Here is a 20,416-nt window from a genome sequence, read left to right on the forward strand (position 1 = left end):
GTTATGACTGGGTGATAAGCTGTTTCGCATGAAGCGCAAGCATATGATCAGGCTGTATGCCGATTGCGCCTTCCAGCATCTCAAGCGCCTTTTCACGATTTTCTTTGTACGCGTAAGCGACTCCGGCATTATAAAATGCGTCCGCGTGGCTTGGGTCCTGCTCGATCACCGTCTCAAACTGCGCCAGAGCTTCATCCAGCATTTCTTCATTTGCGAGGCACATTCCGAACTGGAAGCGTGCTTCCGTGTCATTTTCGTTTAATTCAACGGCACGCTGCAAATATGGCAGTGCAAGCTTCGGCCGCTCTAATTTAACGAGAACGGTCCCCAGCATATAAAACAAATCTCCGTTTTCCATTCCGGAGCGAAGCGCTTTTTCAAACATATCCTTCGCTTCGGAAAACGATTCTTTCATCACATATACGTTTCCCGCACCGTAATAAGCGGCTGCCGCCGAATTGTCCAATTCAAGCGCTCTGTTATAGAATGCAAGCGCCCGTTCGAGTTCGTTCACAGAAGAAAGCAGATTTGCGAAGTTGATATACGGCACCGGATCTTGGCCGTTTTCCTCAATCGCTTTCGTAAAAGCCTCTGCCGCTTTTTCAAAATCGCCCTCCTGCATGGCGTCAATCCCGATTTTATTATAATCCATTTTTAACTTCCTTTCGCTAAAAAACCCCAACATGCGAGTTGAGGTTTTTTACATGTGTTATACGTACCACAGTTTTGTTCCGTCTTTATAAACGTCATCTATCGTTCCGCCGCCGAGGCACTCTTCTCCGTCATAAAAAACGACGGCTTGTCCCGGCGTAACGGCGCGTACCTGCCCGTCAAAAATGACTTCCGCTTCATCATCACCCGTCATTTTCACCGTTACTTTGTGATCTTCCTGACGGTAGCGGAATTTCGCCGTGCATGTCATTTCGCCGCCGTCCATCAGACCGGAAAGCGTCCAGCTGACATTTGTCGCCGTGATCTTATCAGAATACAGAAGCGGATTATGGAATCCTTGATCAACATACAGAATGTTTTTTTCAAGATCTTTACCGACGGCGAACCACGGCTCGCCGCTTCCGCCGATTCCAAGACCGTGGCGCTGTCCGATTGTATAATACATCAGACCGTCATGACGCCCTTTTACTTCTCCGTCCATTGTCATCATATCGCCCGGCTGAGCGGGGAGATATTGGCTGAGAAACGTTTTGAAGTTGCGTTCGCCGATAAAGCAGATTCCCGTGCTGTCTTTTTTCGCAGCTGTCGCAAGTTCCGCTTCTTTGGCGATTTCCCGCACGCGGCTTTTTTGCAGATCACCGATCGGGAACATGACTTTGCTGAGCTGTTCCTGATTGAGCTGATTCAGAAAATAAGTCTGGTCCTTGTTTTCATCCAGACCGCGGAGCATGCGCACTGTACCTGCGCTTCTGTCCACGCGGGCGTAATGGCCCGTCGCAAGATAATCCGCGCCGAGTGACAGAGCATGATCCAAGAAAGCCTTAAACTTAATTTCTTTATTGCACATGACATCCGGATTGGGGGTTCTTCCGGCTTTATATTCATCAAGGAAATATTGAAATACCTTTTCCCAATATTGCTTCTCAAAATTGACGGCATAATACGGAATTCCGATTTGGTTGCAGACCCGGATGACGTCTTCATAATCTTCCGTCGCCGTGCAAAAACCATTTTCGTCCGTATCATCCCAGTTTTTCATAAAGATTCCGATTACATCGTAGCCCTGCTCCTTCAGCAGAAGGGCCGCCACGGAAGAGTCCACGCCGCCGGACATGCCGACTACGACTCTTGTATCCTCCGGCCGTTTTTCCATTTGCATTCACTCCATTAAAAACGTAAGTCCGCCGTTTTAAGCAAGCCGTTTAACGACGGCGGCAAGCTTTTCGGCGGCTGTTTCGATTTGTTCCGCCGTATTGCCGAGGCCGAAGCTGAGGCGGATTGACGAAGTCAGCCTGCCGCTCTCACTTCCGAACATGGCCGTAAGCACATGGGACGGAAGAACGGATCCTGCCGTACAAGCAGATCCGCTGGAGACGGCAATGCCTTCCATGTCAAGATTGACCAGTAGCGCTTCCACCGGCACGCCGGGAAAGTAAAGGTTTAAAATATGAGGCAGGCATTTCTCGGCATCTCCGTTCACCTCCGCTGTGACGCCGGATTTTTCCAGCGTGCTCATGATAATGTTCTTAAACTCCTTATACTTCGCTGTTTTCTCTTCCCTCTCACGGTTTGAAAGGACGACCGCTTCTTTTAAGCCGGCGATGCCCGGTACATTTTCCGTCCCCGCGCGGCGCTTTCGTTCCTGCTCTCCCCCGAGAAGAATCGGTGACAGCTTCACCTCTTGATTTACATATAAAAAGCCTGTCCCTTTAGGCCCGTTAAGCTTGTGACCGGAAACAGACAGCATGTCAATTCTGCTTTTTTTCACGTCAATCGGCATATAACCGAATGCCTGGACGGCATCTGTGTGAAAATAGGCCTGATGCCCGCTTAACAGCTCTCCGATTTCGTCAATCGGCTGAATGGTACCGACTTCGTTATTGCCATACATGACGGTAACAAGGATTGTATCATCACGGAGCGCTTCTTTCACCTGATTTGCACTGATCCGTCCTGAAGGGCCGGGGATGAGGTATGTCACCTCAAAGCCGTCTTCTTCCAGCTTTTCGCAGGCGTGCAATACAGCATGATGCTCAACAGCAGTCGTAATGATATGCTTTCCTTCATTCTTCCGGGCGGCAGCCGCTCCGAAAATCGCTAAATTATCAGCCTCCGTGCCGCCGCTTGTGAAAATAATTTCCTGTTCTTTCGCACTGATTTCGCGCGCGATGTCCGCTCTCGCTTCATCGACCCATTTCCGGGATTCTCTCCCGAATGAATGAATGCTTGACGGGTTGCCGAAACTGCCGAAGAAATGGGGCTTCATTTCTTCGAGCACACGCTCATCCATCGGGGAAGTCGCGGCATGATCTAAATAAATCCGTTCCATTGTCTGTACACCTCTGGTTTAAATATAGAACATATAAGCTTCCTGCTCGCCGTCCGTGTAGCTCGCAAGGTCTTCTAACGTCGTGCTGTCCAGCACGTCTTTTACAGCGTCGCGGATGCGGATCCATAACTCCCGCTTGGCAGGCTCTTCATCCTCAAGCACTTCTACCGGGCTGATCGGCCCTTCCAGCACTCTGATAATATCTCCGGCCGTTATCTCTTCAGGCTGGCCCCCGAGCACGTACCCCCCGTAAGCGCCTCTGATGCTTTTTACGAGTCCCGCGTTTCTGAGCGGTGATACAAGCTGTTCCAAGTAATGCTCAGAAAGGCTGTTTGTTTGGGCGATGCTTTTGAGCGACGTCGGACCGTCTCCGTGCTTTTTCGCCAATTCAATCATAATGGTGAGCCCGTATCTTCCCTTTGTTGATATTTTCAATATGAACACCCCAGTCAATTCTAATTGTTAATTTATACAAGTAAATGGATATGAATAATCTGTTTAGTATCTTATAGACCAACTGTTATTATAACATAACTTATCCTAATTTTCATTGAAACACGGGGCCCGCCGCAATTCGCTTTTCTAATCGTCCGTTTTCCGTTACCCTGTATATGTAAGGAGAGATGTTCATGAAACCACTGGCGTATCGGATGCGGCCTGCCAATATCGAAGACATTATCGGCCAGGAACATTTGGTCAAAGAAGATAAAATCATCGGCAGAATGGTGCGTGCAAAGCACTTATCATCCATGATCCTGTACGGACCGCCGGGCATCGGAAAAACGTCCATCGCCACAGCGATCGCAGGATCGACAAGCATCGCATTCAGGAAATTGAATGCCGTCATTCATAATAAAAAAGACATGGAGATTGTCGTACAGGAAGCGAAAATGTCAGGCCAGGTCATTTTAATCCTTGACGAAGTGCACAGGCTTGATAAGGGAAAGCAGGATTTTCTGCTGCCCTATTTAGAAAACGGCATGATTATTTTAATCGGCGCAACGACCGCCAACCCCTATCATGCCATTAACCCGGCCATCAGAAGCCGGACCCAGATATTTGAGCTCGAACCGTTAACACCCGATCTGATCAAGCAGGCATTGAAAAGAGCGCTCACAGATGAACACCGGGGACTCGGTTCCTACAGCGTTTCGGTGGACGACGACGCGATGGATCATTTCGCACAAGGGTGCGGAGGAGACGTCCGCTCCGCTTTGAACGCACTGGAGCTTGCCGTGCTCTCCACAAAGGAATCAAGCGACGGCACGATCCGGATTACACGGGAGACGGCGGAAGAATGTCTGCAGAAAAAAAGCTATACTCATGATAAAAACGGCGATGCGCATTATGACGTCTTATCCGCCTTCCAAAAATCAATCCGAGGCTCGGACGCAAACGCCGCCCTTCATTATCTGGCCCGTCTGATCGAAGCAGGAGACCTTGAAAGCATATCAAGAAGGCTTCTCGTGATCGCCTATGAAGATATCGGCCTCGCAAGCCCGCAGGCAGGCCCCCGGGTGCTGAGCGCGATTCAGACCGCAGAACGGATCGGCTTTCCGGAAGCGAGAATTCCGCTGGCCAATGCGGTAATCGAATTATGCCTCTCGCCAAAATCAAACTCCGCCATCTCAGCCGTTGATGAGGCGCTCAAAGACATCAGGACGGGTAAAATCGGCGATGTGCCGAAACATTTAAAAGACGCCCACTATAAAGGGGCCCAAGAGCTCGGACGCGGGATCGGCTATCAATATCCTCACGATTTCGAGAACGGATGGGTCGAACAGCAATATTTGCCCGATCCGTTAAAAAACAAGCAATACTATAAACCGAAACAAACGGGGAAATTTGAAGCCGCCATAAAGCAAGTGTATGAAAAACTGATGAAGCAGAAAAAATAACCGGACAAGGACACCCTATGTGTTCTTGTCTTTTTTGATACCGGCCAAGATCTTTCGTGTAAACGGCGAATTCAAATAAAAAAACAGCCTTTCCTGAAGAAGGCTGTTTTTCTTTTTATTTATCTTTAACCCGTTTAATGTCGATGTCCTTTAAGAGCTCCATGACAACATGTCCGCCCATAATCAGACCGGCCACTGACGGAACCCAGGCGTTGGAAGACGGCGGCATTTGCGCTTTGCGGATTTTCGCTTCATCATTCCCGACTTCTTTTCTGACGTCTTCACGGATGACGATCGGGCTTTCATCAGAAAAAATGACCTGTACGCCTTTTTTAATGCCCTCTTTACGAAGCCTTGTGCGGACAACTTTGGCAATCGGATCGGTATGGGTTTTTGAAATATCAGCAATCTGAAAGCGTGTCGGGTCTGTTTTATTCGCCGCTCCCATGCTTGAAATCAGCGGAACATTCCGTTTCAGACATTCTTTCATCAGATGAATTTTATAATGAATTGTATCCGACGCGTCAATGACGTAATCGAGCGGATACTCAAAGAACTGCTCATACGTCTCTTCCGTATAAAACATTTTTAAGGCGACGACGTCACAATCCGGATTAATATCCGCGATCCGCGCTTTCATCAAGTCTGTTTTCGGCTGTCCCACCGTCGACAAGAGCGCATGCAGCTGGCGGTTTACGTTTGTAATGTCAACATCATCTTTATCGACAAGCACGATCCGCCCCACTCCGGACCTCGCCAATGCTTCGGCTGCGAATGAACCGACTCCGCCGACGCCGAGAACGGCCACCGTGCTGTTTTTTAACGTGTCCAGCCCTTCTTTTCCAATCGCTAGCTCATTTCTGGAAAACTGATGTAACAAGAACCTCACTCCACATTCTGGTTTTATAAACTCGGCTTGTCAAAAAGCCGCTGGTTTTAGCGCACAAAAAATAAAGTCCCAATTGTGCCGTTGCAGCTTTCCTTCGTTTTGAACCCGCTCTCAGCAGGTGGGTGCCCTTTTTTAAATCTTGTAAGTCCTCTTAACGAATGAAAAGAGGCATGTACGCCATTTAAAAATGCGGGCTCCCAAATCAAAAAAATGTTCGGTCAAAACTAGGTGTACAACTAACACATCAGGACTTTATTTAACTTGTCAAAATCATATCACAGCAGATTTTAATTTTCAAGAAACAAACTGCTGATCTTTACTGTTTCACTTTTCTTTTGACAGAAAGGTGAAGTTCTTCAAGCTGGGCGTCGCTCACTTCGCCGGGCGCTTCCGTAAGAAGGCAGCTTGCGCTTGCCGTTTTCGGGAAAGCGATCGTATCTCTTAAGTTTGTGCGGCCTGCAAGAAGCATAACCAACCGGTCTAAGCCGAGCGCGATTCCGCCGTGCGGAGGGGCGCCGTATTCAAAGGCTTCAAGAAGGTATCCGAACTCCTCCTCCGCTTCTTCTTTTGTAAAGCCGAGAAGCCCGAACATTTTTTCCTGAACGTCTTTTTCAAAAATACGGATTGAGCCTCCGCCGAGTTCATAGCCGTTTAAGACAAGGTCGTAAGCCTGCGCTTTCATATCTTCAGGCGCCGTTTCAATCAGGTCAAGATCTTCACGGACAGGCATTGTAAACGGATGGTGAGCCGCATAGAAACGGCCTTCCTCCTCGTCATGCTCCAGTAACGGCCAGTCCACAACCCACAGGAAGTTGAAGAGGCTTTCGTCAATCAGGCCGCGTTCTTTGCCGAGCTTTAAGCGAAGCGCGCCGAGGGATTGGGCCACAACCTCAAACTTATCAGCGCCGAACAGGAGCAGATCGCCTTCAGAAGCATCAAGCGCTTCAGCCAGTTTTGCCTGCTTCTCTTCATCAAAGAATTTCGCAATCGGGCCTTTTACGCCGTCGGCTTCAACTTTCACCCAGGCGAGACCTTTCGCGCCGTAATTTCCGGCAAAAACGCCGAGCGCATCGATATCTTTTCTGGAATAGTCGCCGGCAGCGCCTTTGACATTGATCGCTTTTACAACGCCGCCGTTTGCCACGGCTGATGAGAACACCTTAAATTCAGTATCTTTCACTATGTCTGACACGTCCGTCAGCAGCATGCCGAAGCGGGTGTCAGGCTTGTCGGAACCGTAGCTGTTCATCGCTTCTTCATATGTCATTCGCGGAAGCGGAAGCGGTACTTCAACACCTTTTGTTTCAAGCATGACTTTCGCCATCATCTCTTCCGCCAGAGCCATGATGTCCTCTTGACTCATAAAGGACATTTCGATATCAATCTGCGTAAATTCCGGCTGGCGGTCGGCACGCAAGTCTTCATCGCGGAAGCAGCGGGCCACTTGATAATACCGTTCAAAGCCCGACACCATCAGAAGCTGTTTAAAAATCTGCGGCGATTGCGGAAGGGCGTAAAATTCTCCTTCATGCACCCGGCTCGGCACTAAGTAATCACGGGCGCCTTCGGGAGAGCTTTTTGTTAAAATCGGTGTTTCAATATCAAGAAATCCGTTTTCATCCAAGAAATGGCGGATGGATTTTGTGACTTGGTGGCGCATTTGCAATGTTTGAAACATCGCCGGGCGGCGCAAATCCAAATAGCGGTGTTTTAACCGGACGTCTTCAGAAACGTCAGCCGCCTGGTCACTGATCGGAAACGGAGGCGTTTTCGCCGTACTGAGCACCGTCACCGCTTCAGCTTTGATTTCAATTTTACCGGTTTTCAGGTTGGGATTCACCGTGCCTTCTTCACGGGCAGAAACCGTGCCTTCGATATCAAGCACATATTCGTTTCTGATTGCTTCCGCTGCGGCAAGGGCTTCCTTCGATACGTCAGGGTTGAACACAACTTGCACAATACCCGAGCGGTCGCGCAAATCAATGAAAATCAAGCCGCCGAGATCGCGCCGCTTCTGCACCCACCCTTTCAGTTTGACGGTTTCGCCAATCGCTTTTTCAGTTATCTCGCCACAATAATATGTTCTTCCAAACATAGCGTTCCTCTCCTTCACTGCTTTTGATCTGCCTTTAACACTTGTATCAGCTCGTCTAACACCACTTCACGCTGCTCTCCTGTTTCCGCATCTTTTACATTGATTTTATTTTGGGCAAGCTCATCTTCCCCTAAAATCGCAATAAAACGTGCGCCGAGACGGTCAGCTGTTTTAAATTGGCCCTTCATCTTTTTATTTTCATAATCGATTTCACTTGAGATGCCCGCTTCTCTCAGTTTGTACACGAGGGAAACGGAATAATCCTTCGCTTTTTCTCCGAGCGTCACGATGTAGCAGTCAATCCCCTGATTGACGGGAAGCTCTGTTTTCTCAGCGTCAATGGCTGCCAGCAGACGTTCGATGCTCATCGCAAATCCGATACCCGGCGCTTCAGGTCCGCCGATCTGTTCAACAAGCCCGTCATAGCGGCCCCCGCCGGCAAGGGTTGTAATCGCTCCGAATCCTTCGGCATTGCTCATAATTTCAAAAGCGGTATGGTTATAATAATCAAGCCCTCTGACAAGGTTCGGATCTATTTCGAACGGGATGCCGAGATCGTTTAAGTATTGTTTTACTTTCTCAAAATAAGCGGCTGATTCTTCATTTAAGTAATCAAGAATGGACGGAGCCGTTTTCATCAGTTCATGCTCTCTGTCTTTCTTGCAGTCAAGAATTCTGAGCGGGTTTGTGTGCAGACGCGACTGGCAGTCTGAGCAAAACTCTCCGATGCGCGGTTCAAAATGTTTGACGAGCGCTTCCCGGTAGGATTTGCGGCTGTCCTGGTCACCAAGGCTGTTCAGCACAAGCTTGACATGTTTCAAACCGGCTTTACGGTAAATACTCATCGCAAGCGCAATGACTTCTGCATCCACGGCCGGATCTTTGGAGCCGATCGCTTCAATTCCGAATTGATAGAATTGGCGGAAACGCCCCGTCTGCGGACGTTCGTAACGGAACATCGGTCCGACATAATAAAGCTTCGTCGGCTGCACCGGGTTCGCAAATAATTTATTTTCATTGAACGCGCGGACTGCGGCGGCTGTTCCTTCCGGCCGAAGCGTCAGGCTTCTCCCTTTACGGTCTTCAAACGTGTACATTTCTTTCTGCACGATATCTGTAGACTCACCGACGCCTCTTGCGAACAATTCCGTATGTTCGAAGATCGGCGTGCGGATTTCTTTATATTGATAAGTGCGGCACGTCTCCCTCATAATTTGTTCGACGAACTGCCATCTGTCTGATTCACCCGGCAGTATGTCCTGTGTGCCTCTTGGAATGTGATATGCCATGTTACAGGCCTCCTTAATGTCTTTCTTCAAATAAAAAAACTCCCGCTCCTACTATACATGTATAGTAGGGACGAGAGTTATACCCGTGGTGCCACCCTAGTTGGAATGCCGAAGCATCCCCGCTCTGACCTTTAACGCAGGTTCACGTCCGCTGCCTAATGACTTGCAAAAGCGTTCAGCAGGGAACCTCCGGAGTGTTGTTTCGAGAAAGATGCAGTGCGGATCCGCTTTCAGCCCGGGGCGGTTCCTCTCTTCTCCATGCATTCTGACCTACTCTTCTCCATTATCGGTTCAAAATCGTTATCATGACTTATGTACATCAATTTCTATTATAATAATGGGATTGCACTCCCCTGTCAAGTTTTATTCCGTCTGTTTTTCCTTGCGACCGCTTCTTTCGATAAGAGACCGAACTCCGTCGCCGTCTCTTCAAGAAAACCCGCCTTTTCTCTATCGCTCTGATCACTGAAGTGCAGATTTCCTTCCGCATCGTGCAGCGCGCGTCCCATTTTTGGTTGATATTTCATGATTTGCACACCTTTTCGCTGTATTTATGACTAGTATAAACAAACCATTTTATTTTTATTTAACATTCAGCAAGGAAAATACGATATTATACAAGAATGTATTTTAGTTAGTTCAGAAAGGAGGACAGCCATGAAGAAGAGAACTCTTGCTCTTATTTTATGCGGCGTCATCATCACAGCGCTTCTTCCGTCATTCCACACCGCAATCGCCGCAGAGGGAGAAGCGGTCATCGCGACAGACAAGATCAATGTCAGAGGCGGTCCCGGCCTGAGCTATGGAATTAAGGCTGAAGTAAAAAAAGGGGAAAGATACCCGATCGCTAAAGAAGAGGGAGACTGGGTGCAGCTTCAGCTGAGCCCCGGTAAAACCGGATGGGTCGTTTCCTGGCTGATATCAAAAACAGCCGGGGGAGCAGACCATTCATCCGCAACAAGCGCAACGGTCACTTCCACCGATCCTGACCTCCGCATCAGAAAAGGCCCGGGGACATCATATGAAGTCATCGGCAAACTTCCGCAAGGCGCACATGCATCCGTGCTGGACAAGAACAGCGGATGGGTGAACATTTCTTATCAAGGCACAACCGGATGGGTTGCTTCCGAATACGTCACCGCGGACAGCGGCGGATCGGATACGAAAGCAACTTTGGCCCGAAGCGGGTCAAAAAACGGGACTGTCGGCGTTTCTTCATTGAATGTCAGAAGTGCAGCATCACATGATTCAGCGATTATGACTAAATTATCACGCGGAACAAAGGTTTCCATCTTAAGTGAAGACCACGGCTGGCTGAAAATTGAAGCAAACGGGCAAAAAGGCTGGGCAGCAAGCCACTACATCATAAAGGATTCTGACTCATCGGACAGCGCATCCGGCTCGGGAGACGGTTCTGCGGGCTCAGGCTCCTCGAAAAAAGCGTATATTGTTTACGGCGGCACCAACTTAAGGAGCTCGGCCTCAACTTCCGCTTCTATCGTAAAAAGAGCAGATAAAGGCGCAGCCTACCCGATTGTCGGCTCAAGCGGCAAATGGTATGAAGTCCGGCTTGAAAACGGACAAACCGCATATGTGGCAAACTGGGTCGTACAAACGTCAAAAAGCGGTGAGGAAACAGGTGAAGCACCTTCTCCCGACACGTCAGGCGGCAGCGGCTCACTTAAAAACAAGACGATCGTCGTTGATCCCGGACACGGAGGAAAAGACAGCGGAACGATCGGCTACTCCGGAAAGTTTGAAAAAAACGTAACCATTAAAACCGCTAAGCTGCTGGCCCAAAAATTGCGGGCGGCCGGTGCAAACGTGTATATCACCAGACAGGATGATACTTTTATCAGCCTGCAGGCCAGGGTTTCAACCTCTCATTACCGGAATGCGGATGCCTTTATCAGCATTCACTATGACAGCTATGCCGATACGTCAACACGGGGAAGCACAGCTTATTATTACAGTCCGTCTAAGGATCGCCAGCTTGCCTCAGACGTCCATTCTGAAGTAGTGAAGCGTTCCTCTATCCCGGATCGCGGCGTTCTGTTTGGCGATTATTACGTCCTGAGGGAAAATAAACGGCCTGCCATGCTGTATGAGCTCGGCTATCTCAGTCAACCGCAAGAAGAAACAATCATACATAGCGGCTCTTATCAGGAAAAAGTGACAGACGGAATTGAAAGCGGATTGGAACATTATTTTCAATCATAAAAAAAAGCTGCCGAACGGCAGCTTTTTTATTGTTTAGAATCCATAATCAATGTAATCGGCCCGGAATTCGTCAGCTGAACATCCATCATGGCTCCGAATATTCCGGTTTCCACTTTGACTCCCTTTTCCCGAAGGAGTTCGTTCCACTTTTCATAAAGGAGCACAGCCTGATCCGGTTTAGCCGCATTCATAAAATTCGGGCGTCTCCCTTTCTTCGTTTCGCCGTAAAGCGTAAACTGGGAAACGGATAAAATCTCCCCGCCCGTATCCAAAAGCGATAAATTCATCTTGCCGCTTTCATCATCAAAAATCCGGAGATTCACGATTTTATCCGCCAAGTAAGCGGCATCTTCTTCTGTATCTTCATGAGTGATGCCGACAAGCGCCATAATGCCGGGTCCGATCCGGCCGGCAACAGCGCCGTCAACCGTCACACTTGCTTCTGTTACACGCTGAACAACTAATTTCATAGCAAGCTCCTTTTAGTTCATTACCCGGCGGACTGAATAGATGTCTCTGATCTGCTTAATCCGCTCGACCACTTTGTGCAGATGATTGATGTTTTGAATAAAAATCGCCATATGAATCGTAGCGACTTTATTGCGGTCGGATTTGCCGGAGACAGAGGAGATGTTGGTTTTCGTTTCATTTACGGCTTGGAGCACCTCATTTAAAAGCCCGAGACGGTCATACCCCAAAATCTCAATCTCAACGTTATATTCTTTGCGTCTTTGAACCTGTGATTCATGCTCCCATTCAACGGGGATCAGACGTTCCTGCGCTTCATTCGTTTTGACGTTCGGACAGTCATCCCGGTGAACGGATACACCGCGCCCTTTTGTAATAAAACCGACAATATGGTCGCCAGGTACCGGGTTGCAGCATTTCGACAAGCGGACGAGAAGGTTGTCAATGCCTTTTACGCGCACACCCGCTTCCCGTTTTCTCCCTTGCGGATAATGTTTCGGCTCGGAAGTGACTTCCTGAACGATTTTTTCCTGCTCTTCCTGGTCACGCAGCTTCCGTTCTTTTTCGGTGAGCCTGTTGGCCACCTGAAGAGCGGTAATGCCGTTATACCCGACCGCCGCGTACATATCCTCTTCATTTGAGAAATTGAACTTGTCGGCAACTTTTTGAAGATTTTCGAGTGTTAAAACATCTTTCACTTCAAAATCAAGATTTTTAATTTCTTTCTCGACAAGCTCACGGCCTTTTTCGACGTTTTCTTCACGGCGCTGTTTCTTAAAGAATTGGCGGATTTTGTGTTTCGCCTGAGACGTCTGCGCCAGTTTAACCCAGTCTTGACTCGGACCGTATGAATGCTTGGACGTCAGAATCTCGACGATGTCGCCCGTCCGGAGCTTATGGTCAAGCGTCACCATTTTTCCGTTCACTTTCGCCCCGATTGTTTTGTTGCCGATCTCCGAGTGGATCCTGTAGGAAAAATCAATCGGCACAGAGCCTGACGGCAGTTCAATGACATCGCCTTTTGGCGTAAATACGTATACCATGTCAGAAAACAGATCGATTTTCAGCGATTCCATAAATTCTTCCGCATCGGTAGACTCGTTTTGGAATTCCAGAATTTCACGGAACCAGGACAGTTTTTTCTCAAATGTCGCTTCTTCGTTTGCAGCCTTGCCTTCTTTATATGCCCAGTGTGCGGCCACCCCGTATTCAGCGATCTCATGCATCTCAAATGTTCTGATCTGCACTTCCAGCGGATCGCCTTTAGGCCCGATTACGGTCGTATGCAGTGACTGATACATATTCGGCTTAGGCATTGCAATATAATCTTTGAATCTGCCCGGCATCGGCTTCCAGCACGTATGAATAATGCCGAGTACGGCGTAGCAGTCTTTAATGCTTCCGACAAGAATACGGACGGCGAGCAGATCATATATTTCATTGAACTGTTTATTTTGCAGCGCCATCTTGCGGTAAATGCTGTAGATGTGCTTCGGACGTCCTGAGAAGTCCGCTTTGATATTTACTTCTTCGACCCGTTTTTTCACTTCATTGACAACCTCTTCGACATAAAGTTCGCGTTCCGCGCGCTTTTTCTTCATGAGGTTGACGATTCTGTAATATTGCTGAGGATTCAAATAACGGAGAGCGGTGTCTTCCAGCTCCCATTTGATTTTAGAAATCCCGAGCCGATGGGCCAGCGGAGCGAAAATTTCCAGCGTCTCATTTGAAATTCTCCGCTGCTTTTCCTGCGGAAGATGCTTTAACGTCCGCATATTGTGAAGGCGATCCGCCAGCTTGATCAATATGACTCTGATATCCTGAGCCATAGCGACAAACATTTTTCGATGGTTTTCCGCCTGCTGCTCCTCTTGAGATTTATACTTAATTTTACCGAGCTTCGTCACGCCGTCGACAAGCATCGCCACTTCTTCAGAAAATGCTTCCTTCAGGTCGTCGAGGGTGACATCCGTGTCCTCTACCACGTCATGCAGAAATCCGCCCGCAATCGTGGAAGGGTCCATTTCCAGATCGACGAGGATCCCCGCCACCTGAATCGGATGAATGATGTACGGCTCACCTGATTTGCGGTACTGTTCGCGATGCGCGTTTTGCGCATACAGGTAAGCTTTCTCAACAAACGCAATCTGCTCCTCCGGCAGATAAGTGCGCGCTTTATCTATTACTTGCTCGGCAGTCAATACTTGTTCGTTCGCCATGGAATCACCTTTTTTAAATGTAAACTGTATTAGTTTATTATCAAGAAAAAAACGAGAGATGTAAAGGGCAGAAGTTCAAAACACCTAAAGAATCTGTCAGGATGATGAAATAATAGGAAAAAAGCACCCTGACACGAGTGCTTTTTTCCATATGCGGTTAATATTTCATTAATGTTAAAATATCGTAATCGTCAAGCTTGTCTCTGCCGTCAAGGTAAGAAAGCTCGATTAAGAACGCAATACCGGCTACGACGCCGCCCAGTTCTTCGACTAGCTTAATCGTTGCTTCGATCGTGCCGCCTGTTGCAAGCAAGTCATCAGTAATCAGCACGCGCTGTCCCGGCAGAATCGCATCTTTATGAATCGTCAGTACGTCTTTTCCGTACTCCAAACCGTAATCGACTTTAATGACCTCACGCGGAAGTTTTCCTTCTTTCCGAACCGGCGCAAAGCCCACTCCGAGAGCGTATGCAACCGGACAGCCGATAATAAAGCCGCGCGCTTCAGGCCCGACAACTAAATCAATTTCTTTTTCTTTTGCATATTCAACAATTTGGTCAGTGGCGTAACGATATACGTCGCCTTTGTCCATCAATGTCGTAATATCTTTAAATTGTACGCCTTCTTTCGGGTAATCGGGCACAATTGTTACGTATTTTTTAAGATCCATCTGTTCTATGTCCTCCTCGTACTTTCATAAGCTTCTGAACCTTGGTTCATCAGCTTATTCAGCCATTCCTTCAGCTCATGGGCTGCGGAATAATTGAGCTTCTGGTCTAATTCCATCAGCTGCTGTTTTACCTGATAGGTTTGCGAATCTGCCAGGTCGCGTTTTTTCGCGCCGCTCACGACAGACAGCACACCATCTTCTATTTTAACAAAACCGAGATCAAAAAACACCTTTGTCATGAAATTGATTGTGTCAATTGACCATCCTCTGTGTCTCGCAAGCTCTGAACCATGCTTGCCGAAGTCAAAAGCGCCCCTTTTCAAGAGAAATGCGTAAAACCACTTGAAATCATTCCGCGATGGAAATGAGGACAGGAAATGTTCTTCATGATTGATAAAAACAAAATAAATCCGTTCCGGCTTCTTTCCGTCAAGCAAATGCTGCAGGCGATCCGCTGACGGCGGCACATCCAGAAAAACGGCATATTTTCCGTCAAGCTGGAGAGCTTCCGCCTCGGATTCCGATGTGATCCCGGCCAGCTCGCCCGACAGCTCTTTTGCACGGAGCTTCTGAGCGGTTTTTTCGTTAAAGCTGATGAGCACCCGTTTTTCCTTCGGCAGCGCGGTGACCGTGTCTTCCCACGTCCGCTTGCCCCTGATATCAAAAAGCTGCCATTCCGGCACCGCAGCGTCTTTAATCATCAGCTGGGGCTTCTTTCTGTTGTTCCATTCATTAATGGACATCTCGCCGACAATGGAAATCGTTGATCCGGGGACAATTCCGGCTTCAAGCTCTCCTTTGTTAAAGCCGACGCAGTCAAGGACGGCGGAATCACTTTTCACCGTCATTTTCACGTGGTTTTTATTCGCTCCGATCAGGCGCACATCATCAAGTACGGCATTTTTCACCATCACATGCGGTTTAGGGTTAAGCATGCCGAACGGCGACAGCATATTCAATTCTGTAATGCTTTCAACGGTTATGTCTTCAACGCCGCAGACAAGATCAACCTCCTGAACGGGAATAAAATCCTCTTCCGTAAGGGTTTCTTCAGCCATTTGATTCAGCCTGTCCCTTAATTCCGCCACATCTTCAGCCTTCAACGTCATTCCTGCCGCCATCGGATGCCCGCCGAAATGAGGAAGAATGTCTCTGCACTGTGAAAGGCTCGTAAACAGGTTGAAGCCTCTGATGCTTCGCGCCGACCCTTTAGCGATTCCCTGCTCCTCATCTATCCCAAGCACAACAGCGGGACGGTAAAAACGTTCAGCCAGCTTCGATGCGACAATACCGACGACTCCCGGATTCCAGCCGGCTTTTGCCACTACAATGGCAGACGGGTTTCCGCCTTGCTGCTGAACCATTTCAACAGCCTCTTCGGTCATGGTTTTCACCATTTTCTGCCGCTCTTTATTCAGCCGGTCAATATCCGAAGCCAGTTCCTCCGCTTCAAACTGATCTTCGGTCATCAGCAGATGGACGGCGGGATCGGCCTGTTCTATTCTTCCGACGGCATTGAGCCTCGGCGCGACCTGAAATCCGATCGTTTCCTCATCAGCTTGTCCGATATCTCCGCCGGAAAGCTTAATCAGAGCTTTGAGGCCCGGCCGATTTGTCGTCCTAAGCCTTTCGATTCCGAGTGACGCAATTAATCTGTTTTCATCATGAAGAGGCACCAGATCTGCAACCGTACCGATTGCCGCCAAGTCCAGCATAGCTTCCGGCAAAGAACCCGTAAGCGCGTGGGCAAGCTTAAACGCCACACCGACGCCGGCCAATTCTTTAAACGGATAGCCGCATCCCGGCTGCTTCGGGTGGATGATCGCAAATACGTCAGGAAGCTCGGGTCCCGGCTCATGGTGGTCGGTAATAATGACGTCTAAGCCCAGCTCTTTTGCGACTTCAGCTTCATGGACGGCGGCGATTCCCGTATCCACTGTAATGATCAGCGAAAATCCCCGCTCTTTTATGGAGCGGAAAGCTTGTTCATTCGGGCCGTAGCCTTCTGTGAAACGGTCGGGAATATAAAAGTCAACGTCCGCCGACAGCTGTCTGAGTGCCGTCAGCATCACCGACGTGCTTGTAACGCCGTCTGCATCGTAATCTCCGTAAATCATAATCGGTTCCCCTTGAGAAACCGCCAGTTTTATCCGATCAACTGCTTCCCGCATTCCCTTTAATTCATACGGGTCATAAAAGTCTGCATCCTTTGTATGTAAAAACAGCCTTGCGCTTTCGGCAGTATCAAAACCTCTTTTTACAAGCAGTGATGCCACAAGAGGTGTTATGTCCAATTGTTCTGTGAGTGATTTGACTTTTTCCTGATCCGGCTGCTGGATTTCCCAGCGCATTTTTGACGCTAACATAAATTCACCCCTCAACCACCCTATTATACTAGAGCGGACTGAGGGGTTTCAAATGTTATTCTGATCCTTTTTTCTCTTCAAGCATTTCTTCCGGCGGCGCGGCTGTTTTTTGGCCGTCCGAATCAGCCGTCAATTCAGCCTCGGATCTGTTTTCTTTCCGCAGCATTTTAATTTCGCGCTTCAGCTTCATCACTTGAAAGATACCGGCTGAAAACACGATCAGCGCTCCCATTAACACAGAGCCTAAAATGACTAAAATCAGCGGCCATTCAGCGGTTCCGAACAGATAATCAACCTCAACCGCCCGCACGTTAATGACAGCAAAGATGGCGACAATCAAAGTAAATAGTAAAGCGAATATAATAGTCCATTGTTTATTCATGCGTCTGCCCCCAATTGTTCATTCTTATCTTTTCCCCCATTTTCCCGGGAGTAAACCCCGGTCTCAGGAAATCCGGGCCGTTAACTGCTCGCGGACCAGCTTTTTCAGTCCGCTCCTTTCTCCCGATATGACGAGGGTGTCCCCTTCTTCAATTACGGTATCAATGCCGGGGCTCAGCTGTTTTTGCCGGTTTTTCTTTACGATCGCAATAATCTGGACGTTGTAATGTTTCTTGATCTCCAAATCTCCGATTGTACGGCTGACAGCCGGTGCATGAGATTCGGCTTTAAACCACTCAATGACGAGGTCATCAAGCGCAACTTCCACAGATTCCAGCGCTTTCGGCTTATACGTCATCCCGCCTAAAATAGCGGAAATCTGCCTCGCCTCTTCGTCGTTAAATTCAACGGATGCCAGGCATTCGTCATGATCATTCTCATCGAAGTAATAGAGCTCTTTTCTGCCGTCATCATGAAGAATAATACTGATTTTATCGTGATTTTTCGTAATGACTTCTACTTTCTGGCCGATGCCCGGAAGCTCCGACTCACGAACGTTCATAAGAACCCTCCTACATGTTTTTACAATGATGATTGATTATGTAAGCGTATGTCATTATAGCAAATGCAGGTTTTAAGTTCAATGCGGCCTAAAAAAACAGGCTGCCTTCTGCAAGACAGCCTGTTCCCACTTTACTCTTCGATTGATTTTTTCCCTTTAAATTCTTTACCTTTCCATACAAGCCACAGCTGCGCGGCGATGTAAAGAGAGGAATAAACGCCCGTCAATAAACCGACCAATAAAGCGACGGAGAAGTTTGTAATTGACGATGAGCCCAAAATGAGCAGCACGACGACAACAATCACAACGGTCAAGACCGTATTGATCGAACGTGTAAAGGTTTGCTGCAAGCTCAGATTCACGATATGTTCCAGATCGGCAAATGACTTCGGCTTACGTTTTTTCATCTGCTCACGTATCCGGTCAAATGTAACGATCGTATCATTTATCGAGTAACCGATAATGGTGAGAATAGCGGCGATAAAGGTGACATCGACCTCCAGCCTTGTAATGCTGAAAAACGCGACGATAAAGAAAGCGTCATACAGCAGGGATACAATTGCGGCGATTGCCATTCTGTACTCGAAACGGATTGACACGTAAATAATGATGCCGATTGATGCAATGGCGACAGCATATAAAGCATTACGGGCCAGTTCTTTTCCGACTGTCGGCGATACCGTGCTGACGTTCGGTTCAGATCCGTATTTGTCCTTAAAGTACGTTTTGATTTCAGCGATTTTTTCTTTAGATGGCTCTCCGACAAACCGGGCCGCGGCAACATGGTTCTCTTTACCCGAGAGCACGATGTTTTCCGGATCCATGCCGAGAGAGTCAAAATCTTTTTCAACCTGCTGCGCCGTCAATGCATGATTGCTCTGCACGTCAATCCGCGCACCGCTTGCAAAATCGATTCCCAGGTTGAGCTTAAAGACCAGTAAGATGATAATTCCCGCAATGGTTACAGCGCTTGAGAAAATAAAGAAATATTTTCGCTTGCTCGTGAAATCCCATTTTTGGAATGCCGTATGCGGTTCAGTATTTTCATCCGTTTTTTGAATGTCCATAATGTGTTTTTTCTTGACGCCGAACCAGCCTTTTTTCCGGTCAAGCCATCTGCTTTCCACGAGAAGGGAGAGCAGGAATCTTGAAAGGAAGACAGCTGTAATAAAGCTTGTCAGAATTGACAGAATCAGCATCGTCGCAAACCCTTTTACAGAGCTTGCCCCGAAAATAAAGAGCACGACCGCTGCGATGATCGTTGTAATGTTCGCATCGAAAATCGTCGCGAATGACCGTCTGTTCCCTGAACGGAAAGCTGAGCGGACGGATTTGCCGAGTTTCAGTTCTTCTTTTATCCGTTCATAGGTGATGATGTTGGCGTCAACCGCCATCCCGACACCCAAAATGAGCGCCGCAATACCCGGAAGCGTCAGCACCGCCTGCATCCAGTCAAACACTTGAAGCGTAATATATACGTATACAGAAAGCGTAATTACCGCTATGAGTCCAGGCAGTCTGTAATAAAGCAGCATAAATAAGAAAACAATTGCAATACCGATGATGCCGGCCTCTACCGTATCATGCAAAGCCTGCTGTCCGAATTGCGCCCCTACTGAAGTAGAGTATTTTTCGGTCAGTTTCACAGGCAGCGCGCCCGCGTTTAAAATATTGGCCAAGTCCTTCGCTTTTTGAACGGTGAACTGACCTTCAATCGTGACATCCTTCGTGTTTAATTCCTGGCTCACATTCGGAGCGGATACATATTTCGGATGTTTTTTGCCGACTTCTTTTTTAAATGAATCGCCTTTTTGGTAATCAAGCCAGATCACAAGCTGATTATTAGGCGCCATTTTCTTGACTTTTTTCGTCACTTCTCCGAACTTATCCGCATCCTTCAGCTTAACGCTGACAATCGGTTCGTTCGTCGTCGGATCAAAGGTTTGCTTCGCGCCGTTTTCCACGAGATCAGAGCCGTTTAACAGCTCTTTATCATTCGTATCCCTGAACGAGAGCTGCGCTTCCGTTGACAGAATTTCGCGCGCCCTGTTCTGATTCGTGACGCCCGCCAGCTGTACGCGGATGCGGTTATTTCCTTCAATCTGAATATTCGGCTCGCTTACGCCGAGAACGTTAGCCCGGCGGTTCAGCGCCTGCACCGTGCTGACGAGCACGTCTTTTGTGATTTTATCGCCTTTTTTGACGGGCTGCACATCGTACAGAACTTCAAACCCGCCGCGTAAATCCAATCCTAACGTAATATTATTGGCAGCCGGTTTTGTAAAATACCCCAGCCCTGTGCCGATCAATAATACGATCAGGAAAAACGCAATCAAGCGTCCTTTTTTCATTATGTAT

General features: G+C 48.2%; 17 protein-coding genes, 1 other RNA gene and 1 other annotated feature. Of the genes, 2 read left to right on the top strand and 16 right to left on the bottom strand.

Annotated elements, in window-relative coordinates:
• Position 1 precedes the first annotated feature (1 nt).
• Genes NYE42_RS13650 through cymR form a run of 4 tightly spaced genes read right to left on the bottom strand, consistent with a single transcriptional unit; the run spans position 2 to position 3,436 of the window.
• A complete protein-coding gene (locus NYE42_RS13650; RefSeq protein ID WP_007408203.1) occupies positions 2-652 on the bottom strand; it encodes a tetratricopeptide repeat protein in 651 nt (216 codons plus the stop codon).
• A gap of 57 nt (positions 653-709) precedes the next feature.
• Positions 710-1,825, bottom strand: a complete 1,116-nt coding sequence (gene mnmA, locus NYE42_RS13655; RefSeq protein ID WP_335390309.1) for a tRNA 2-thiouridine(34) synthase MnmA — start codon at positions 1,823-1,825, stop codon at positions 710-712.
• A gap of 36 nt (positions 1,826-1,861) precedes the next feature.
• Complete coding sequence (locus tag NYE42_RS13660) at positions 1,862-3,001, bottom strand: cysteine desulfurase family protein (protein ID WP_352426520.1); 1,140 nt, start codon at positions 2,999-3,001, stop codon at positions 1,862-1,864.
• 18 nt (positions 3,002-3,019) lie between these two features.
• Positions 3,020-3,436 carry a cysteine metabolism transcriptional regulator CymR gene (gene cymR, locus NYE42_RS13665; protein WP_003152730.1) on the bottom strand — a complete coding sequence of 139 codons (417 nt, stop codon included), beginning with the start codon at positions 3,434-3,436 and terminating at the stop codon, positions 3,020-3,022.
• A 194-nt stretch (positions 3,437-3,630) separates the two neighbouring features.
• Between cymR and NYE42_RS13670 the strand changes: the two genes are divergently transcribed.
• Complete coding sequence (locus tag NYE42_RS13670) at positions 3,631-4,899, top strand: replication-associated recombination protein A (protein WP_003152729.1); 1,269 nt, start codon at positions 3,631-3,633, stop codon at positions 4,897-4,899.
• Positions 4,900-5,014: 115 nt separating this feature from the next.
• Here the strand turns inward: NYE42_RS13670 and NYE42_RS13675 are convergent, their stop codons facing one another.
• The 5 genes from NYE42_RS13675 to NYE42_RS13695 all read right to left on the bottom strand — a co-directional run bounded on the left by NYE42_RS13675 (position 5,015) and on the right by NYE42_RS13695 (position 9,699).
• Positions 5,015-5,779, bottom strand: coding sequence for a tRNA threonylcarbamoyladenosine dehydratase (locus tag NYE42_RS13675; protein WP_012118080.1), 765 nt, complete (start codon positions 5,777-5,779; stop codon positions 5,015-5,017).
• 71 nt (positions 5,780-5,850) lie between these two features.
• Positions 5,851-6,042, bottom strand: a non-coding RNA gene (ssrS, locus tag NYE42_RS13680) — 6S RNA.
• Between the two features lie 62 nt (positions 6,043-6,104).
• Positions 6,105-7,883, bottom strand: a complete 1,779-nt coding sequence (gene aspS / locus NYE42_RS13685) for an aspartate--tRNA ligase (RefSeq protein ID WP_007408199.1) — start codon at positions 7,881-7,883, stop codon at positions 6,105-6,107.
• Positions 7,884-7,897: 14 nt separating this feature from the next.
• Entirely contained in the window at positions 7,898-9,172 is a 1,275-nt protein-coding gene (gene hisS, locus NYE42_RS13690) for a histidine--tRNA ligase (RefSeq protein WP_012118082.1), read from the bottom strand.
• Between the two features lie 63 nt (positions 9,173-9,235).
• Positions 9,236-9,468: a binding site (T-box leader), on the bottom strand.
• Positions 9,469-9,528: 60 nt separating this feature from the next.
• Complete coding sequence (locus NYE42_RS13695; protein ID WP_003152722.1) at positions 9,529-9,699, bottom strand: YrzK family protein; 171 nt, start codon at positions 9,697-9,699, stop codon at positions 9,529-9,531.
• A gap of 130 nt (positions 9,700-9,829) precedes the next feature.
• Between NYE42_RS13695 and NYE42_RS13700 the strand changes: the two genes are divergently transcribed.
• Complete coding sequence (locus NYE42_RS13700) at positions 9,830-11,392, top strand: SH3 domain-containing protein (protein ID WP_352426521.1); 1,563 nt, start codon at positions 9,830-9,832, stop codon at positions 11,390-11,392.
• A 26-nt stretch (positions 11,393-11,418) separates the two neighbouring features.
• On the opposite strand, the gene dtd is transcribed toward NYE42_RS13700, so the two are convergent.
• The 7 genes from dtd to secDF all read right to left on the bottom strand — a co-directional run bounded on the left by dtd (position 11,419) and on the right by secDF (position 20,409).
• Positions 11,419-11,862, bottom strand: a complete 444-nt coding sequence (gene dtd, locus NYE42_RS13705; RefSeq protein WP_007408194.1) for a D-aminoacyl-tRNA deacylase — start codon at positions 11,860-11,862, stop codon at positions 11,419-11,421.
• A 12-nt stretch (positions 11,863-11,874) separates the two neighbouring features.
• Positions 11,875-14,079 carry a GTP diphosphokinase gene (gene relA / locus NYE42_RS13710; RefSeq protein WP_003152716.1) on the bottom strand — a complete coding sequence of 735 codons (2,205 nt, stop codon included), beginning with the start codon at positions 14,077-14,079 and terminating at the stop codon, positions 11,875-11,877.
• Between the two features lie 157 nt (positions 14,080-14,236).
• The gene (locus tag NYE42_RS13715; RefSeq protein WP_003152714.1) at positions 14,237-14,749 is read right to left on the bottom strand and encodes an adenine phosphoribosyltransferase; all 513 of its coding nucleotides are present in this window, start codon (positions 14,747-14,749) and stop codon (positions 14,237-14,239) included.
• Positions 14,750-14,754: 5 nt separating this feature from the next.
• Positions 14,755-17,115 (bottom strand): single-stranded-DNA-specific exonuclease RecJ, encoded by a 2,361-nt coding sequence (gene recJ, locus NYE42_RS13720; protein ID WP_015240292.1) that lies wholly within the window; start codon positions 17,113-17,115, stop codon positions 14,755-14,757.
• Between the two features lie 55 nt (positions 17,116-17,170).
• Positions 17,171-17,497, bottom strand: a complete 327-nt coding sequence (locus tag NYE42_RS13725) for a lipopolysaccharide assembly LapA domain-containing protein (protein ID WP_352426522.1) — start codon at positions 17,495-17,497, stop codon at positions 17,171-17,173.
• Between the two features lie 63 nt (positions 17,498-17,560).
• Entirely contained in the window at positions 17,561-18,058 is a 498-nt protein-coding gene (locus tag NYE42_RS13730) for a cation:proton antiporter regulatory subunit (protein ID WP_012118088.1), read from the bottom strand.
• Positions 18,059-18,189: 131 nt separating this feature from the next.
• The gene (gene secDF / locus NYE42_RS13735; RefSeq protein WP_352426523.1) at positions 18,190-20,409 is read right to left on the bottom strand and encodes a protein translocase subunit SecDF; all 2,220 of its coding nucleotides are present in this window, start codon (positions 20,407-20,409) and stop codon (positions 18,190-18,192) included.
• Positions 20,410-20,416: the final 7 nt, after the last annotated feature.

The organism is Bacillus sp. FSL K6-2865 (assembly GCF_040311405.1).
In the GTDB taxonomy this organism is placed as follows: domain Bacteria; phylum Bacillota; class Bacilli; order Bacillales; family Bacillaceae; genus Bacillus; species Bacillus velezensis.

What these genes read in the sequence shown, in the direction of transcription:
- NYE42_RS13650 (WP_007408203.1), bottom strand. Translation starts at nt 652, where the DNA reads ATGGATTATAATAAAATCGGGATTGACGCCATGCAGGAGGGCGATTTT.
- mnmA (WP_335390309.1), bottom strand. Translation starts at nt 1,825, where the DNA reads ATGGAAAAACGGCCGGAGGATACAAGAGTCGTAGTCGGCATGTCCGGC.
- NYE42_RS13660 (WP_352426520.1), bottom strand. Translation starts at nt 3,001, where the DNA reads ATGGAACGGATTTATTTAGATCATGCCGCGACTTCCCCGATGGATGAG.
- NYE42_RS13670 (WP_003152729.1), top strand. Translation starts at nt 3,631, where the DNA reads ATGAAACCACTGGCGTATCGGATGCGGCCTGCCAATATCGAAGACATT.
- aspS (WP_007408199.1), bottom strand. Translation starts at nt 7,883, where the DNA reads ATGTTTGGAAGAACATATTATTGTGGCGAGATAACTGAAAAAGCGATT.
- hisS (WP_012118082.1), bottom strand. Translation starts at nt 9,172, where the DNA reads ATGGCATATCACATTCCAAGAGGCACACAGGACATACTGCCGGGTGAA.
- NYE42_RS13695 (WP_003152722.1), bottom strand. Translation starts at nt 9,699, where the DNA reads ATGAAATATCAACCAAAAATGGGACGCGCGCTGCACGATGCGGAAGGA.
- NYE42_RS13700 (WP_352426521.1), top strand. Translation starts at nt 9,830, where the DNA reads ATGAAGAAGAGAACTCTTGCTCTTATTTTATGCGGCGTCATCATCACA.
- dtd (WP_007408194.1), bottom strand. Translation starts at nt 11,862, where the DNA reads ATGAAATTAGTTGTTCAGCGTGTAACAGAAGCAAGTGTGACGGTTGAC.
- relA (WP_003152716.1), bottom strand. Translation starts at nt 14,079, where the DNA reads ATGGCGAACGAACAAGTATTGACTGCCGAGCAAGTAATAGATAAAGCG.
- NYE42_RS13715 (WP_003152714.1), bottom strand. Translation starts at nt 14,749, where the DNA reads ATGGATCTTAAAAAATACGTAACAATTGTGCCCGATTACCCGAAAGAA.
- recJ (WP_015240292.1), bottom strand. Translation starts at nt 17,115, where the DNA reads ATGTTAGCGTCAAAAATGCGCTGGGAAATCCAGCAGCCGGATCAGGAA.
- NYE42_RS13725 (WP_352426522.1), bottom strand. Translation starts at nt 17,497, where the DNA reads ATGAATAAACAATGGACTATTATATTCGCTTTACTATTTACTTTGATT.
- NYE42_RS13730 (WP_012118088.1), bottom strand. Translation starts at nt 18,058, where the DNA reads ATGAACGTTCGTGAGTCGGAGCTTCCGGGCATCGGCCAGAAAGTAGAA.
- secDF (WP_352426523.1), bottom strand. Translation starts at nt 20,409, where the DNA reads ATGAAAAAAGGACGCTTGATTGCGTTTTTCCTGATCGTATTATTGATC.